The organism is Streptomyces sp. 4N124, from assembly GCF_052245395.1.
GTDB lineage: Bacteria > Actinomycetota > Actinomycetes > Streptomycetales > Streptomycetaceae > Streptomyces.
In genome coordinates, this window is the sequence record NZ_JBQQBS010000013.1 from 130,696 (window position 1) to 144,475 (window position 13,780).

Genomic DNA, 13,780 nt, shown 5'->3' on the forward strand with positions numbered 1-13,780 from the left:
GGAACATCGCGGGCCACATTTCTCCCATGACCGTCCGACCCGTGGTCAAGCGCACCGCCCGCGCCGTTCTCCTGGACGGTGACGACCTGATCCTCATCAAGCGCACCAAGCCTGGCGTCGATCCCTACTGGATCACCCCCGGTGGTGGGGTGGAACCGGAGGACACGACCGTCGTCGAAGCCTTGCACCGTGAGGTCTACGAGGAACTCGGCGCCAAGATCATCGATGTGGTGCCCTGCTTCGTGGACACCGTGGAGCACATCGGCGAGGACGGCGGCGCGACCGGAGTGAAGGTGCAGCACTTCTTCGTCTGCCGTCTGGGGTCCATGGACCCGGCCCTGCGGCACGGACCCGAGGTGGACGAGCCCGCGGGCGAGTACGAGATCGTCCGGGTGCCGTTCACCCGCGTCGGCATCGCCTCCGTGCACCTCGTCCCGCTGTCACTGCGGCACTACCTGGACGGGAACATCGAGGGCGTACGCGCGATGCACGCCCCGGACCTTGGCTGATATCGCGCTGGGGCATCAGTCCCCGGCGGCGACGAGCTCCTCCACCGAGTCATGCCGTATGCGCTCCGACGGGATGCCGACGTCTCTCAGGGCGTCCACACCGCTGCGGATCATTCCGGGCGGGCCCGAGAGATAGGCGTCGTACTCGATCCAGGGCCCGTACTCGCGTACGGCGTCAGGGAGCTGGAGATGCGCCTGCTGGTCGACGATCGCGCGGACCGAGAGCCAGGGGTGCGACTGCTGGAGTCTGAGCATCGTGTCGATGTCGTACAGGTCGTGATCGGTGCGGGCGCCGTAGAACACCTCGACCGGTCGCCGCTCGCCGTGCTCGGCGACGTCCTCGACCAAGGCCTTGATGGGCGCTATTCCGGTGCCGCCGCCCAGACAGAGCAGCCCGCTGTCCGTCGTGTGGTCCACCGTCATCGAACCGGCGGGCGGGCCGAGCCGGATGATGTCGCCAGGCCGGGCGCGATGCACCAGGGCGTTGGAGACCCAGCCGGCGGGGACGGCCTTCACATGGAACGACAGCAGGCCGTCGGAACGGGGCGCCGAGGCGAAGGAGTAGTGCCGCCATATTCGCGGCCACCACGGTGTCTCCAGGCTCGCGTACTGCCCGGCGAGGAACGGATAGGGCTGGTCCGGGCGGACGGTGACCACCGCGACGTCCGGCGTCCTGAGATCGTGCGACACGACCTCCGCGTACCACCAGGCCGGGGCGCGCAGTTCATCCGCGGCCGCCGCGTCGATCATCACCTGCGAGATCGTCGTGTACGTCCGGACCCAGGCCGCCTCCGTCTCCGCGTCCCAGATGGGCTCGGCGTATCTGCTCAGGGCGCCGATGAGGCACTCGCCGACGGCCGGGTAGTGCTCGGGACGGGTGCCGTACTTGCGGTGGCCGCGACCGAGGTTCTGCAGATACTCGACGAGGACCGGGGTGTTGTCGATGTGCTCGGCAGCGGTGAGCAGCGCCTTGAGCAGCCGGTCCCGTTGGGTGTCCATCGCGGCCGGGAACAGCGACCGCAGGTCGGGATGGCGTACGAAGAGCAGCGCGTAGAAGTACGAGGTGACCTTGTCGGCCACCGGGCCGACCTCGGCCATGGTCCGGCGGACGAGAATGGCGTCCGGCGAGGCGGCGTCCTCGGGCGGTTCCGACCGCTGGACGGGTACGCGCTGCTCGGAGGGCGGAGGGTCGGCCGGGAGGGCTTGCGGTGGCGGGGGAGCAGCCGGGGTGCCTGCCGGGGAGGGGGGCGGTGAGGTGGGACCTGCCGTGACGTGAAGTGGCGGCGTGGCAGCCCGTGTGGGGGCGGGCGCCGACGGCTCCTCGGTGGCCGTCTCGGGCGTACCCTCCGGGGCTGTGACGGAGGCGGACCTGCCCATCGGCCGCATTCCGGCCAGACGGCTGCCCTCCGCCGCGTCCTGCTCACCGCCCGGAGTCGCCGACGGCTGCTTGCGCGGCGTGAACCAGCCGCCACCGCCGCCGGAAGTGCCATTGTCGGCCGACGTGGTGGTCGGAGCGTCCATGGTGTGCCTCGCCTCGAACATCTTTCGGTCGGTCTGCGCACTTCCCCAGTCGGAAGGTGCCTGCTTTCCCCCGCAGACGGTTGTGCTGTCCCGTTCGGCGCCGCGGCCAATGCGGCCACATTCAACCCGCATTCGTGCTGCGTACGGACAAGTAAGGCGAGAGTGTGACATTGGCCGCAGTACTGTGACCGCAGCATCCCACCCCGCGTGGAAGCCTCAGCCGTATAACCCGGAATGCGGGTCTTCGATCTCTCCGTCCCGTTAGGCTGCATTGCCCTGCTCTCGGCCCGGGCCAAGAGCTGCGTGCCCCGCCCCGGAAGCGAACCGGAGTCGACCATACCGGCCGCCGCCCCGATCACAAGTCCCCCCTTGCTCCCCCACGAATGAGACGAGAGGGCGAACCAGCAATTCCCTCAATTACCGGGCGTGACGCACCAATTCATAGGCTTCCCACAGATCTCTCCCCTTGTAGGAATGCGTCGCGAGACCGGAGAGCACAGGGTCCGCGTTGACCGCGACGGAGACCGGCACCACGCCGAACAGAGCCGTGTCCGACGATGAGTCGCCATAAGCGATGCAATCGCCGCGGGTCACTCCGAACTTCTCGCACAGCATGTCGGCGATCTCGACCTTGGCTGCGGCACTGAGCACTCCGGCAGGGTCCACAGGCTCGGTGAACGGAAGGGCGGGAAAGCGGGATCCATATGCCGCGTGCGCGCCCCAGGCGGTGAGGCGCTCGACAAAGAACGACGGAGAGAGCGAGACAACGGCGCAGTAGTCGCCCTGCGCCGTGATCTCCGCCCAGACGTCACGGATTCGCGTCAGCCACGGTGCACCCTCGAAGGCGGCGGACACATGTTCCTCGGTGAGATCCGCCCACAGCCCATGCACCCTCGTCGCATACTCCGGCGGCCCGATTCGCCCCGCCGAGATCGCCCGTTCCAGCAGCACCGTCTCGGCCTCGAGTCCGAGCTGCCGTGAGATCTCCATGGGAGCGGAGGTGCCATGCAGCAATGTGCCGTCCAAGTCGAAGAGATGAAGTCTCGCCATGGGCCTTGAGGCTAATGGGACGCGCACGCCGCACTTAGCACGAGTACAGTCCGGACGAGCCGAGTCCGAGCGCCCGATGCCCGCCGTTCGCCCATGTTTCACGTGAAACATCCGGCACACATGGACGCGCTGTGCACGTCGCTATGACATGGCCAAAAGGTCGCACAACTCCCCGGAAACAGGTGGACGCAGAGGGTATCCGTCGGACAGCCTGACCTGCGTGCCGACTCCTTTCCTCACCGCTCTGCCCATCCGCCGTCTGACGCTCCGTGATCTCACCGCCTGCGCCGACTTGTCCGAGGACCGGGGGTGGCCACGCGAGGAGCACAAGTGGAGCTTCCTCCTCACAGCCGGAAAGGGCTACGGCATCGACGACCCCGACGGAGGACTCGTCAGCGCCTGTGTCGTCACCGAGTACGGTCCCCCGGAACGCCCCGACCTCGGCGCCATCGGCATGGTCCTGGTCGCCGAGCGGTACGCCCGCCAGGGCGTCGGTCGCCGGTTGATGCGGCATGTCGTGTCCGAGCTGGGCACGACGCCGCTGACATTGCACGCCACGCCGAACGGCCGCCCGTTGTACGAGGAAATCGGCTTCAAGGTCACCGGCCGGGCCGAGATGCTGCGCGGCCACTTCACGCCGGGCGAACGCACGCCTGAGGTCACCACCCGCGCCGCCACCGCCGAGGACCTCACGGCGATCGTCCGGCTCGACGAGGAGGTGTTCGGCGCCGATCGCACGCACATCATCACCCGGCTGCCCGCCTTCGCCGATCGGCTGTGTGTGGCCGAGGAGCACGACCGAATCGTCGGATACGCGGCCGCCTGGCCCAACATGGACACGCATGTCGTGGGCCCGCTGATCGCCCGTGACACGGAGATCGCCAAGGCCCTCATCGCCTCCCTGGCCGCCCATACGAACCGCCCGCTGCGCACGGACATCGATGTGCGCCATGAGGAGCTGCTGGCGTGGGCGAAGGACCGTGGTCTGGCCTCCATCGCCTTCAATGCGGTCATGACGTACGGCATTTCTGAACTGCCCGGCGACTGGACCCGGCGGTTCGCCCCACTGACGGTGGCCGCCGGCTGAGACCCTCCGATACGCCGACACCGGCCCCGTGGATGTCGGGGACCGGTGCAGCGTGGGGGCACATCAGCGGTGTACGGCGCTCTGCCGCTCGGCGGGCACGGCACCGGCCACAACGGCACTGGGTGCGCTCTCGCGGCGCTCCAGAGCGGCTGAAAGGACTGCCAGGACCAGCGCCGCCGCAGCCAGGATGGCGCCCACCCAGTTGGGTGCGGTGTAGCCGAGACCGCCCGCGATGACGAGGCCACCGAGCCAGGCGGACAGCGCGTTGCCGAGGTTGAAGGCGCCGATGTTCACCGCCGAGGCCAGAGTCGGGGCGCCGTGCGCCTGGTCGAGGACACGCTTCTGCAGGGGCGGGACGGTGGCGAAGCCCAGGGCACCGATGAGGGCGATCGTGACGGCCGCGAGGACCTTGTTGTGTGCGGTGAGCGTGAACAGCGCGAGGACGACCGCCAGGGCGCCCAGCGAGACGTACAGCATGGGCATCAGGGCTCGGTCGGCGTACTTGCCGCCGATGAGGTTGCCGCCCACCATGCCGAGGCCGAAGAGGACCAGCAGCCAGGTAACAGAGCCGTCGGCGAAGCCGGCGACGTGGGTCATCATCGGCGCGATGTAGGTGATGGCCGCGAAGACCCCGCCGAAGCCGAGGACGGTCATCGCCATGGCGAGCAGGACCTGGGCGTTCTTGAACGCGGCCAGTTCATGGCGCAGGTGCACGCCTTCGGGCTTGGGCAGGTCGGGGACGAGCTTGGCGATGCCGACCAGGCCGACGACGCCGAGAGCGGCGACGATGCCGAAGGTGACGCGCCAGCCGACGGACTGTCCGACCAGCGTGCCCAGCGGAACGCCGACGACATTGGCGACTGTGAGGCCGGTGAACATCATCGCGATGGCTCCGGCTTTCTTGTCCGGGGCGACCAGGTCGGCCGCGACGACCGAGCCGATGCCGAAGAAGGCGCCGTGGGCGAGCGAGGCGATCACCCGTCCGGCCAGCATGACGCCGAAGGCCGGGGCGAGGGCGGAGAGCAGGTTGCCGGCGATGAACAGGACCATCAGCAGCATCAGCATCCGCTTGCGGGAGATCTTGGTGCCGAACACGGTCATCAACGGTGCGCCGAACATGACGCCGAGCGCATAGCCCGTCACCAGGAAGCCGGCCGTGGGGATCGAGACGCCGAAGTCTCCGGCGACCTCGGGCAGCAAGCCCATGATCACAAACTCGGTCGTTCCGATCCCGAAGGCCCCGATCGCGAGGGCCAGAAGCGCGAGAGGCATGACGTGGTGAACCTTCCAGACGATTGCAGGAGCGCTTTGCGTACGCCCACAATAATTGCAGACGCCTGATATTTGCAAGCGCAGGCTATTGCGAGTCTGGTCTATCCTGGTGTCAGCCGCTCCGGGACGGAGGAACACGCCAATGACAGCGACGGACCCCGCGCTCACCGCCCTCGCCCAGGGCTGGTGCGCGCTCTCCCTGCTGCACGGGAGGATCGAGGCCCACATCGAGCGGGCCCTGCAGGCCAAGCACGACCTGAGCGTGCGCGAGTACTCCCTGCTCGACGTCCTCAGCCGTCAGCACGACGGGGACGGAGGCCATCTGCAGATGAAGCAGGTCGCCGACGCCGTCGTTCTCAGCCAGAGCGCCACCACCCGGCTGGTCACACGGCTCGAGGACCGTGACCTGCTCACCCGCTACCTCTGCCCCACCGACCGCCGCGGCATCTACACCAATGTCACAGAGGCAGGGCTCAAGCTCCTCGCGGAGGCGCGGCCGACCAACGACGCCGCCCTGCGTGAGGCCCTCGACGAGGCAGCCAGAAACCCCGAACTGGTTCCGCTGGTACGTGTCGTGGAGTCGCTGAACGTGCCCGCGTAGGGTGCGGGCATGGGAGATCTTGAAATACGTCCCGCCACCACGGGCGACGTCCCGGCGATCGTGGCCATGCTCGCCGACGACCCCTTGGGCGCCCAGCGCGAGTCCCCGGACGACCTGACCCCTTATCTGACGGCTCTCGAGCGCCTCAGCGCCGATCCGAACCAGCACGTGGTCGTGGCCGTAAGGGAGGGCCGGATCGTCGGGACCCTGCAGCTCACGATCATCCCCGGGCTGTCCCGCAAGGGAGCAACCCGCTCGATCATCGAGGCAGTACGCATCCACGCGGACGAGCGCGGCAGCGGTCTCGGCACCCAGCTCATCGAGTGGGCAGTCGACGAATCCCGTCGTCAGGACTGCCAGTTGGTGCAGTTGACCTCCGACGCCTCCCGGACCGACGCGCATCGCTTCTATGAGCGGTTGGGCTTCGAGGCCTCGCATGTGGGCTTCAAGCTCGTGCTGTGACGGAGGGTCCTGTTTCACGTGAAACAGGACCCTCACCTGCCGTACGCACCGAGCCGGTGGTTACCGAATGCCTCGCCAGCCCTCCGGATCGACTCCACCCGGCACAGAAGCCGCCTCGTCGTACGGCTGACGCGTGAACACGAACGACCCGAGGTCCAGATGGTCCACCGTCCCGTCCGCGCGCCGTACGGCCCGTAGAAGCTCTCCGGCGTAGTAGCCCTCCAGGCCGGTCCAGGTGCCGTCGCCGTTCGACCGGAAGCGAGAGCGACGGCCGGTGCCGGACAACGGCTCCAGTGAGACGCCCTCGGCTGCTGTGAGCCGCAGTGCGAAAGCGTGCGTCCCCCAGTACCACTGGCCCGTCAACTCCAGTGCAGCCCGGTCTACTTCGGGCAAGGGGCGCCACGGTGCGGGAATGCGCGGCTCAGCGTCGGCGACGATGCATACGAGGTCGGCGCCGACCGAACCCAGCAGGGGCCCGGAGGTGCAGTTGGCCAGCACCACCGCGGCGACGTCGTCCTCCACGCTCATGGTGAGGTTCGCCAGGAAGCCCGGCAGCGAGCCCGAATGCCCCACCAGCAACCGACCGTTCCGGCTCTGGAGCTGCATGCCGAGACCATAGATCGCACCGTCCACGACATCCGCGGCCTCAGCGGGTGCCGCCGGAGTCCGCATCTCCCGTACCGTCTCCGCACTCAGCACCCGGCTGTCCCCCTTGTTCAGGAAGACCGCGAATCGCGCCAAGTCCTCGGTAGTGGACCAGAGTTGACCTGCCGGAGCCATCCGCCCCAGGTCCTCCGTCGGCTCAGGCAACATCACATCGGCCCAGGGATGCACGGCCCAGCCGCCGGCATACGGCGCCTGGGGGTGAGCACTCGTCCGCTTCAGGCCCAGGGGTTCGAGCACTTCACGCCGAAGTACGTCCTCCCAAGCAGCACCCCGCAACTTCTCGACGAGCGCACCCAGCATCGTGTAGCCGGGGTTGGAGTAGTGGAAGCGGCGGCCTACGGGGTGCACGAAGGGCTGTTTGCCGAGCACGTCGGCGAGGTCGGGGCGCAGGGTCCCCGGCGTCCGCTCCCACCACGGCGCGGGCGACTCGGCGGCCAACCCGCCGGTGTGCGCGAGGAGTTCGGCGATGGTGGCCTCCCCCGCGCCCGTACCCGGCAGATGCTTCTCCAGTTGGTCACCGAGGTCGAGCACTCCCTCGTCGCGCAGCCTCAGCACGAGAACGGCCGTGAAGGTCTTGGTGATCGAGCCGATTCTGTACTGCACGTTCTCGTCGGGCGCGTGCCCGTCCACCGAGGTCCGGGCACCGTGCCACACCGTCCGGCCGTCTCGTACAACGGCGGCGACCAGCGACGGCGCACGCCCTTCGGACTGGGCAACCGCGATCCGGTGCAGCAGCGCCCGGCGCGTGCCGGGAAGAAGCTCATCCTGAGTTGTCGTCATGCTGCCCAGTCCATCCGGCGGGACGGCACACGTCGAGCGCATTTCCGCGTGCCCGCCCGTCGGCGTCGGATCAGGTCTGCGCCATGTCCACGAAACGCGAGTAGTGCCCCTGGAAAGCGACCGTGATCGTCGCTGTCGGGCCGTTACGGTGCTTGGCCACGATCAGATCGGCCTCGCCCGCACGGGGCGACTCCTTCTCGTAGGCATCCTCGCGGTGCAGCAGGATGACCATGTCGGCGTCCTGCTCGATGGAGCCGGACTCACGCAGGTCGGAGACCATCGGCTTCTTGTCGGTCCGCTGCTCGGGACCACGGTTCAGCTGGGAGAGCGCGATGACCGGAAGCTCCAGCTCCTTGGCCAGCAGCTTGAGGTTACGGGACATGTCCGAGACCTCCTGTTGACGGCTCTCGGCTCGCTTGGAGCCGCCGGACTGCATCAGCTGGAGGTAGTCGATGACCACCAGCTTGAGGTCGTTGCGCTGCTTCAGTCGACGGCACTTGGCGCGGATCTCCATCATCGACAGGTTCGGAGAGTCGTCGATGTAGAGCGGGGCGGCCGAGACGTCCGGCATCCTGCGGGCCAGCCGCGTCCAGTCCTCGTCGGTCATCGTGCCGGACCGCATGTGGTGCAGGGCGACACGGGCCTCGGCGGACAGCAGGCGCATCGCGATCTCGTTGCGGCCCATTTCCAGGGAGAAGATGACGCTCGGCAGATTGTTCTTGATCGACGCGGCGCGCGCGAAGTCCAGCGCGAGCGTGGACTTACCCATGGCGGGACGCGCGGCGATGACGACCATCTGCCCCGGGTGCAGGCCGTTGGTCAACGAGTCGAAGTCGGTGAATCCCGTGGGCACACCGGTCATCTCGCCGCTACGCGAACCGATCGCCTCGATCTCGTCGAGCGCGCCCTCCATGATGTCGCCGAGCGGCAGATAGTCCTCACTGGTGCGCTGCTCGGTGACCGCGTAGATCTCGGCCTGGGCGCGGTTGACGATCTCGTCGACGTCGTCGTCGGCCGCATATCCCATCTGGGTGATGCGGGTGCCTGCCTCGACCAGGCGGCGCAGGACAGCCCGCTCATGCACGATCTCGGCGTAGTACTCGGCGTTCGCCGCCGTCGGCACGGTCTGGACGAGGCCGTGGAGATACGACGCGCCGCCGACCTTGTTGATCTCGCCGCGCTTGGTGAGCTCGGCGGCGATCGTGATCGGGTCGGCCGGCTCCCCCTTCGCATAGACATCGAGGATCGCCTGGAAGATCGTTTCGTGCGCGGGCTTGTAGAAGTCGTGGCCCTTGAGGATTTCGACGACGTCGGCGATGGCGTCCTTGGACAGGAGCATGCCGCCGAGGACGGACTGCTCTGCGTCGAGATCCTGGGGCGGTACACGCTCGAAGGCCGTGCCCCCGCCGTCCCATGCGCTCTCCCGGCCGCGGTCGTGCTGTTCGTCGCGGCCACGGCCGCCGTCACCGCGTCGGCGAGACGCGGGGAGACGATCACCTGGACCGCTGTCGGCCCACGGGTCGTCCAAGGGCTCGGAAATACTCACCGAGCCACCTCCTCCCGTCCGCCCAGCGGACCTCGCCGCGCCCCTCTTTTCTACGGCACGGCACTGACAAATAAGAGGCCCAACTCCGGTTGTCTCGCGTCGGATTTGTGATGGTTTCCAAGCCGACGGGCGGGGCAGGCGTCGGACCACCGTAGGCCCCTGGGCACCGTCAGCCAATCTGGTTATCCACAGGCCATGTGGACGACGGTCCCGATGCTGTGGAGAACTCCGCAAAACCTGTGCACGACACGGTGGACAGGCCTGTGAACAAGCCCCCACCTCCGCCCCAAAGGCCGCCATGACCTGCACTTTTCCCATCCACCGGCTGTGCAGAAGAAAAACTTTCCCCGTGGGACCAAGATCACTTCAAACTGTGCACGAGAGCGCACAGGCCGAGACGGCAAGTAAGGGTCCTATTGGCATTGCATCTCTTACCTGTGGACGATTAGATTGATGCTCATGACACAGGCTTCCGCGACCCCCAAGGCCGCCCGGCGACAGCACGATCGGGAGATCGTCGCACTGGCCGTCCCGGCCTTTGGCGCACTCGTCGCCGAGCCCCTCTTCGTCATGGCCGACAGCGCGATCGTCGGCCATCTCGGCACGGCGCAGCTCGCCGGACTCGGGGTCGCCTCAGCCCTCCTCATGACAGCCGTCAGCGTCTTCGTCTTCCTGGCCTACGCCACCACGGCGGCCGTTGCCCGACGCGTCGGCGCCGGCGATCTCCAGTCCGCCATCCGCCAGGGCGTGGACGGCATCTGGCTCGCGCTACTCCTCGGCGCAGCGGTCGTGGCCGTCGTCCTGCCCACGGCACCAGCCCTCGTGGACCTCTTCGGCGCCTCAGACACCGCGGCACCGTATGCGACCACCTATCTGCGGATCTCGGCCCTCGGCATACCGGCGATGCTCGTCGTACTCGCCGCGACGGGTGTCCTGCGCGGACTGCAGGACACCAAGACGCCTCTGTACGTCGCGATCGCGGGCTTCATCGCCAACGGCGCCCTGAACATGGGACTCGTCTACGGCGCCGACCTCGGCATCGCCGGATCCGCCTGGGGCACTGTCATCGCCCAGTGCGGTATGGCGACGGCCTACCTTGTGGTGGTCGTCCGGGGCGCCCGCAGTCACGGCGCTTCGCTGCGCCCCGACATCGCCGGGATCCGGGCTTCCGCACAAGCAGGTCTGCCCCTGCTGGTCCGCACCCTCTCCCTGCGGGCGATCCTGATGATCGCCACGGCTGTAGCAGCCCGCCTCGGCGATGCCGATGTCGCAGCGCACCAGATCATCCTGTCCCTGTGGAGTCTGCTCGCCTTCGCGTTGGATGCCATAGCGATCGCCGGGCAGGCCATCATCGGACGCTATCTGGGCGCCGGAGACACCGAAGGTGCCCGAGCCGCATGCCGACGCATGGTGGAGTGGGGTATCGCCACCGGAGTCGTACTGGGACTGCTGGTGATGCTCACCCGCCCGCTGTTCCTGCCACTGTTCACCAGCGACTCCGTGGTCAAGGAGACTGCGCTGCCCGCTCTGCTGATGGTGGCCCTCTCACAGCCGATCTGCGGCATCGTGTTCGTCCTGGACGGCGTCCTGATGGGCGCAGGAGACGGCCCTTATCTGGCGTGGGCGATGGTTGTCACCCTCGCGGTCTTCGTCCCCGTCGCGCTACTCATCCCCGCACTCGGCGGAGGGCTCACCGCGGTCTGGGCCGCCATGACACTGATGATGACCGTCCGGATGTTGACGCTGTGGCTGCGCACCCGCTCGGGCCGCTGGATCGTCACCGGCGCGACGCGCTGAGCGTTTCACGTGAAACATGCGGGGTCGGCGGTTCGCGGTGTTTCACGTGAAACACCGGAAAGCAGAGAGGGGCCGCACCCCGAAGGGTGCGGCCCCACACACTGCTCTCGCGAGCGCAGCACTTACGCCGCGACAACCTCGATGTTGACCTTGGCGGCAACCTCGGGGTGCAGACGAACGGACGTCTCGTGAGCGCCGAGGGTCTTGATCGGCGCACCGAGTTCGATACGGCGCTTGTCGACCTCGGGGCCACCGGAAGCCTTGATCGCGGAAGCGATGTCGGCCGGGGTGACGGAACCGAAGAGACGACCGGCGTCGCCGGAGCGAACGGCCAGACGGACCTTGACGCCCTCGAGCCGGGCCTTCACAGCGTTGGCCTGCTCGATGGTCTGGATCTCGTGGATCTTGCGAGCACGACGGATCTGCTCGACGTCCTTCTCGCCACCCTTGGTCCAACGGATCGCGAAGTTCCGCGGGATCAGGTAGTTGCGAGCGTAACCGTCCTTGACGTCAACGACGTCGCCCGCGGCACCGAGGCCGGAGACCTCGTGGGTGAGGATGATCTTCATGTGTCGGTCACCCTTCCCTTATCGCGCGGTGGAGGTGTAGGGCAGCAGCGCCATCTCACGGCTGTTCTTCACGGCCGTGGCGACGTCACGCTGGTGCTGCGTGCAGTTGCCGGTCACGCGGCGGGCACGGATCTTGCCGCGGTCGGAAATGAACTTCCGCAGCATGTTCGTATCCTTGTAGTCCACGTACGTGACCTTGTCCTTGCAGAAAGCGCAGACCTTCTTCTTAGGCTTGCGCACAGGCGGCTTCGCCATGGTGTTTCTCCTGTGTGATCAAGAAGTGTGGAGTACGACCCACCCTCGACCACGGGCACATGGGCCCGAAGGTCTAGAAGGGGGGCTCGTCCGAGTAGCCGCCGCCACCGCCGCCGCCGGAGTTTCCACCCCAGCCGCCGCCACCGCCGCCCTGCTGGCCGCCGGCGGGAGCGCCGGTCGCCCACGGGTCGTCGGCGGGAGCACCGCCGCCGCCCTGCTGACCGCCGCCGGGGCCACCGCCCCAGCCGCCGCCACCCTGGGCGCCACCGCCACCGCCGCCGTAACCACCCTGGCCACCGCGGCCGGCGGTCTTGGTGACCTTGGCCGTGGCGCTGCGCAAGCTGGCGCCGACTTCCTCGACGTCCAGCTCGTAGACCGTGCGCTTGACGCCCTCACGGTCCTCGTAGGACCGCTGCTTCAGCCGGCCCTGCACGATGACGCGCATGCCTCGCTGAAGCGACTCGGCGACGTTCTCCGCCGCCTGACGCCAGACCGAGCAGGTGAGGAAGAGGCTTTCGCCGTCCTTCCACTCGTTCGTCTGGCGGTCGAAGGTGCGGGGAGTGGACGCGACACGGAACTTCGCGACCGCCGCACCGGAGGGGGTGAAGCGCAGCTCGGGGTCGTCGACAAGATTGCCGATGACCGTGATGACGGTCTCGCCTGCCATGGGGGAACCTCTCGGCGGGTTTGCTGCTGCTGGCTGCTAGTGCTGCTACTCAGAGTCCCGAGTTCAGCTGAGCGGGAGAGCTCAGTGGGTCTCGGGGCGGAGGACCTTGGTCCGGAGGACCGACTCGTTCAGGTTCATCTGGCGGTCGAGCTCCTTGACGACCGCAGGCTCGGCCTGCAGGTCGATGACCGAGTAGATGCCCTCGGGCTTCTTCTTGATCTCGTACGAGAGACGACGACGGCCCCAGGTGTCGACCTTCTCGACCTTGCCGTTGCCCTCACGGACGACGGAGAGGAAGTTCTCGATCAGGGGGGCGACAGCGCGCTCCTCCAGCTCGGGGTCGAGGATGACCATCACCTCGTAGTGACGCATGTGGAACCCACCTCCTTTGGACTCAGCGGCCACGGTCGTTCCGTGGCAGGAGGGTTGTGATGCGTACGCAACGGTATCGGCCGCCACTGACAATCGGGGTTCCCCTCGGGATTCCGTGCCGTGGCATGGGCAGACACCAGTGCAGAGGGTACAGAGTACCCGCACACCGGCTTCCGGTTGAAATCCGGCCGCCGACACCGACAATCTGTACACATCGGGTGTGTATGGCGCTACGATGCGCCGTCTTCCGCAGGAGGTGCCCTATGGCACAAGCATTGCGACCCAACACCGTCGGAGGCCTCTTCGCCACCGACGGCAAACCCCACCCGCTCCAGGACACGCTTCTCGCGGTGACCCTGGTGCTGGGCATCATCTCCTTCGTCACAGCGATGTTCCACAGCCTGCACCTGCTGAGCTCCTGGACAGGCTTGGTGGGGATCATCACCGGCGCCTACGGGCAGTGGATCTCGGAGACGACCCGCGAACGCTTCGGTCTGATCCTGGGCCTCGGCGCCTCAGGGGTCGGCTTCTTCCTCGGCATGGCGCACGGCGGTCTCTTCGGCGGAGTCTTCTGACGGCACCGCCACTGTCTCCTCAACACCGCACAACGCCCCGGCGGCCAACAG

At 67.6% G+C, this 13,780-nt stretch carries 15 protein-coding genes; 6 read left to right on the forward strand and 9 right to left on the reverse strand.

Going from position 1 to position 13,780, the window contains the following annotated elements:
• The first annotated feature begins 26 nt into the window (after positions 1-26).
• Positions 27-509, forward strand: coding sequence for an NUDIX domain-containing protein (locus ACTWQO_RS16170; protein WP_301982391.1), 483 nt, complete (start codon positions 27-29; stop codon positions 507-509).
• A gap of 15 nt (positions 510-524) precedes the next feature.
• Here the strand turns inward: ACTWQO_RS16170 and ACTWQO_RS16175 are convergent, their stop codons facing one another.
• A complete protein-coding gene (locus ACTWQO_RS16175) occupies positions 525-2,030 on the reverse strand; it encodes a globin domain-containing protein (RefSeq protein ID WP_443238011.1) in 1,506 nt (501 codons plus the stop codon).
• A 417-nt stretch (positions 2,031-2,447) separates the two neighbouring features.
• A complete protein-coding gene (locus ACTWQO_RS16180; protein WP_443238012.1) occupies positions 2,448-3,080 on the reverse strand; it encodes an HAD family hydrolase in 633 nt (210 codons plus the stop codon).
• 220 nt (positions 3,081-3,300) lie between these two features.
• On the opposite strand from ACTWQO_RS16180, the gene ACTWQO_RS16185 reads away from it, so the two are divergent.
• A complete protein-coding gene (locus ACTWQO_RS16185; RefSeq protein ID WP_443238013.1) occupies positions 3,301-4,167 on the forward strand; it encodes a GNAT family N-acetyltransferase in 867 nt (288 codons plus the stop codon).
• A gap of 63 nt (positions 4,168-4,230) precedes the next feature.
• Here ACTWQO_RS16185 and ACTWQO_RS16190 read toward each other — a convergent pair whose 3' ends face one another.
• Positions 4,231-5,439, reverse strand: coding sequence for an MFS transporter (locus ACTWQO_RS16190; protein ID WP_443238014.1), 1,209 nt, complete (start codon positions 5,437-5,439; stop codon positions 4,231-4,233).
• Between the two features lie 142 nt (positions 5,440-5,581).
• Between ACTWQO_RS16190 and ACTWQO_RS16195 the strand changes: the two genes are divergently transcribed.
• Together ACTWQO_RS16195 and ACTWQO_RS16200 are read left to right on the forward strand one after the other, a co-directional pair.
• A complete protein-coding gene (locus tag ACTWQO_RS16195) occupies positions 5,582-6,040 on the forward strand; it encodes a MarR family winged helix-turn-helix transcriptional regulator (protein WP_443238015.1) in 459 nt (152 codons plus the stop codon).
• Between the two features lie 9 nt (positions 6,041-6,049).
• Entirely contained in the window at positions 6,050-6,502 is a 453-nt protein-coding gene (locus ACTWQO_RS16200) for a GNAT family N-acetyltransferase (protein ID WP_443238016.1), read from the forward strand.
• A 60-nt stretch (positions 6,503-6,562) separates the two neighbouring features.
• Here ACTWQO_RS16200 and ACTWQO_RS16205 read toward each other — a convergent pair whose 3' ends face one another.
• Together ACTWQO_RS16205 and dnaB are read right to left on the reverse strand one after the other, a co-directional pair.
• A complete protein-coding gene (locus ACTWQO_RS16205) occupies positions 6,563-7,948 on the reverse strand; it encodes a serine hydrolase domain-containing protein (RefSeq protein WP_443238017.1) in 1,386 nt (461 codons plus the stop codon).
• Between the two features lie 70 nt (positions 7,949-8,018).
• Positions 8,019-9,494 (reverse strand): replicative DNA helicase, encoded by a 1,476-nt coding sequence (dnaB, locus tag ACTWQO_RS16210; RefSeq protein ID WP_443238018.1) that lies wholly within the window; start codon positions 9,492-9,494, stop codon positions 8,019-8,021.
• A gap of 453 nt (positions 9,495-9,947) precedes the next feature.
• Between dnaB and ACTWQO_RS16215 the strand changes: the two genes are divergently transcribed.
• A complete protein-coding gene (locus ACTWQO_RS16215) occupies positions 9,948-11,291 on the forward strand; it encodes an MATE family efflux transporter (protein ID WP_443238019.1) in 1,344 nt (447 codons plus the stop codon).
• Positions 11,292-11,413: 122 nt separating this feature from the next.
• Here ACTWQO_RS16215 and rplI read toward each other — a convergent pair whose 3' ends face one another.
• The 4 genes from rplI to rpsF all read right to left on the reverse strand — a co-directional run bounded on the left by rplI (position 11,414) and on the right by rpsF (position 13,154).
• Positions 11,414-11,860 carry a 50S ribosomal protein L9 gene (gene rplI, locus ACTWQO_RS16220; RefSeq protein ID WP_067018185.1) on the reverse strand — a complete coding sequence of 149 codons (447 nt, stop codon included), beginning with the start codon at positions 11,858-11,860 and terminating at the stop codon, positions 11,414-11,416.
• Positions 11,861-11,878: 18 nt separating this feature from the next.
• Positions 11,879-12,115: a 30S ribosomal protein S18 gene (gene rpsR, locus ACTWQO_RS16225; protein WP_003949403.1), complete on the reverse strand. Its 237-nt coding sequence runs from the start codon at positions 12,113-12,115 to the stop codon at positions 11,879-11,881.
• A 73-nt stretch (positions 12,116-12,188) separates the two neighbouring features.
• Positions 12,189-12,782 carry a single-stranded DNA-binding protein gene (locus tag ACTWQO_RS16230; RefSeq protein WP_443238020.1) on the reverse strand — a complete coding sequence of 198 codons (594 nt, stop codon included), beginning with the start codon at positions 12,780-12,782 and terminating at the stop codon, positions 12,189-12,191.
• Positions 12,783-12,863: 81 nt separating this feature from the next.
• Positions 12,864-13,154: a 30S ribosomal protein S6 gene (gene rpsF, locus ACTWQO_RS16235; RefSeq protein ID WP_146481131.1), complete on the reverse strand. Its 291-nt coding sequence runs from the start codon at positions 13,152-13,154 to the stop codon at positions 12,864-12,866.
• 263 nt (positions 13,155-13,417) lie between these two features.
• Between rpsF and ACTWQO_RS16240 the strand changes: the two genes are divergently transcribed.
• Complete coding sequence (locus tag ACTWQO_RS16240) at positions 13,418-13,729, forward strand: hypothetical protein (protein ID WP_210573517.1); 312 nt, start codon at positions 13,418-13,420, stop codon at positions 13,727-13,729.
• Positions 13,730-13,780 lie beyond the last annotated feature (51 nt).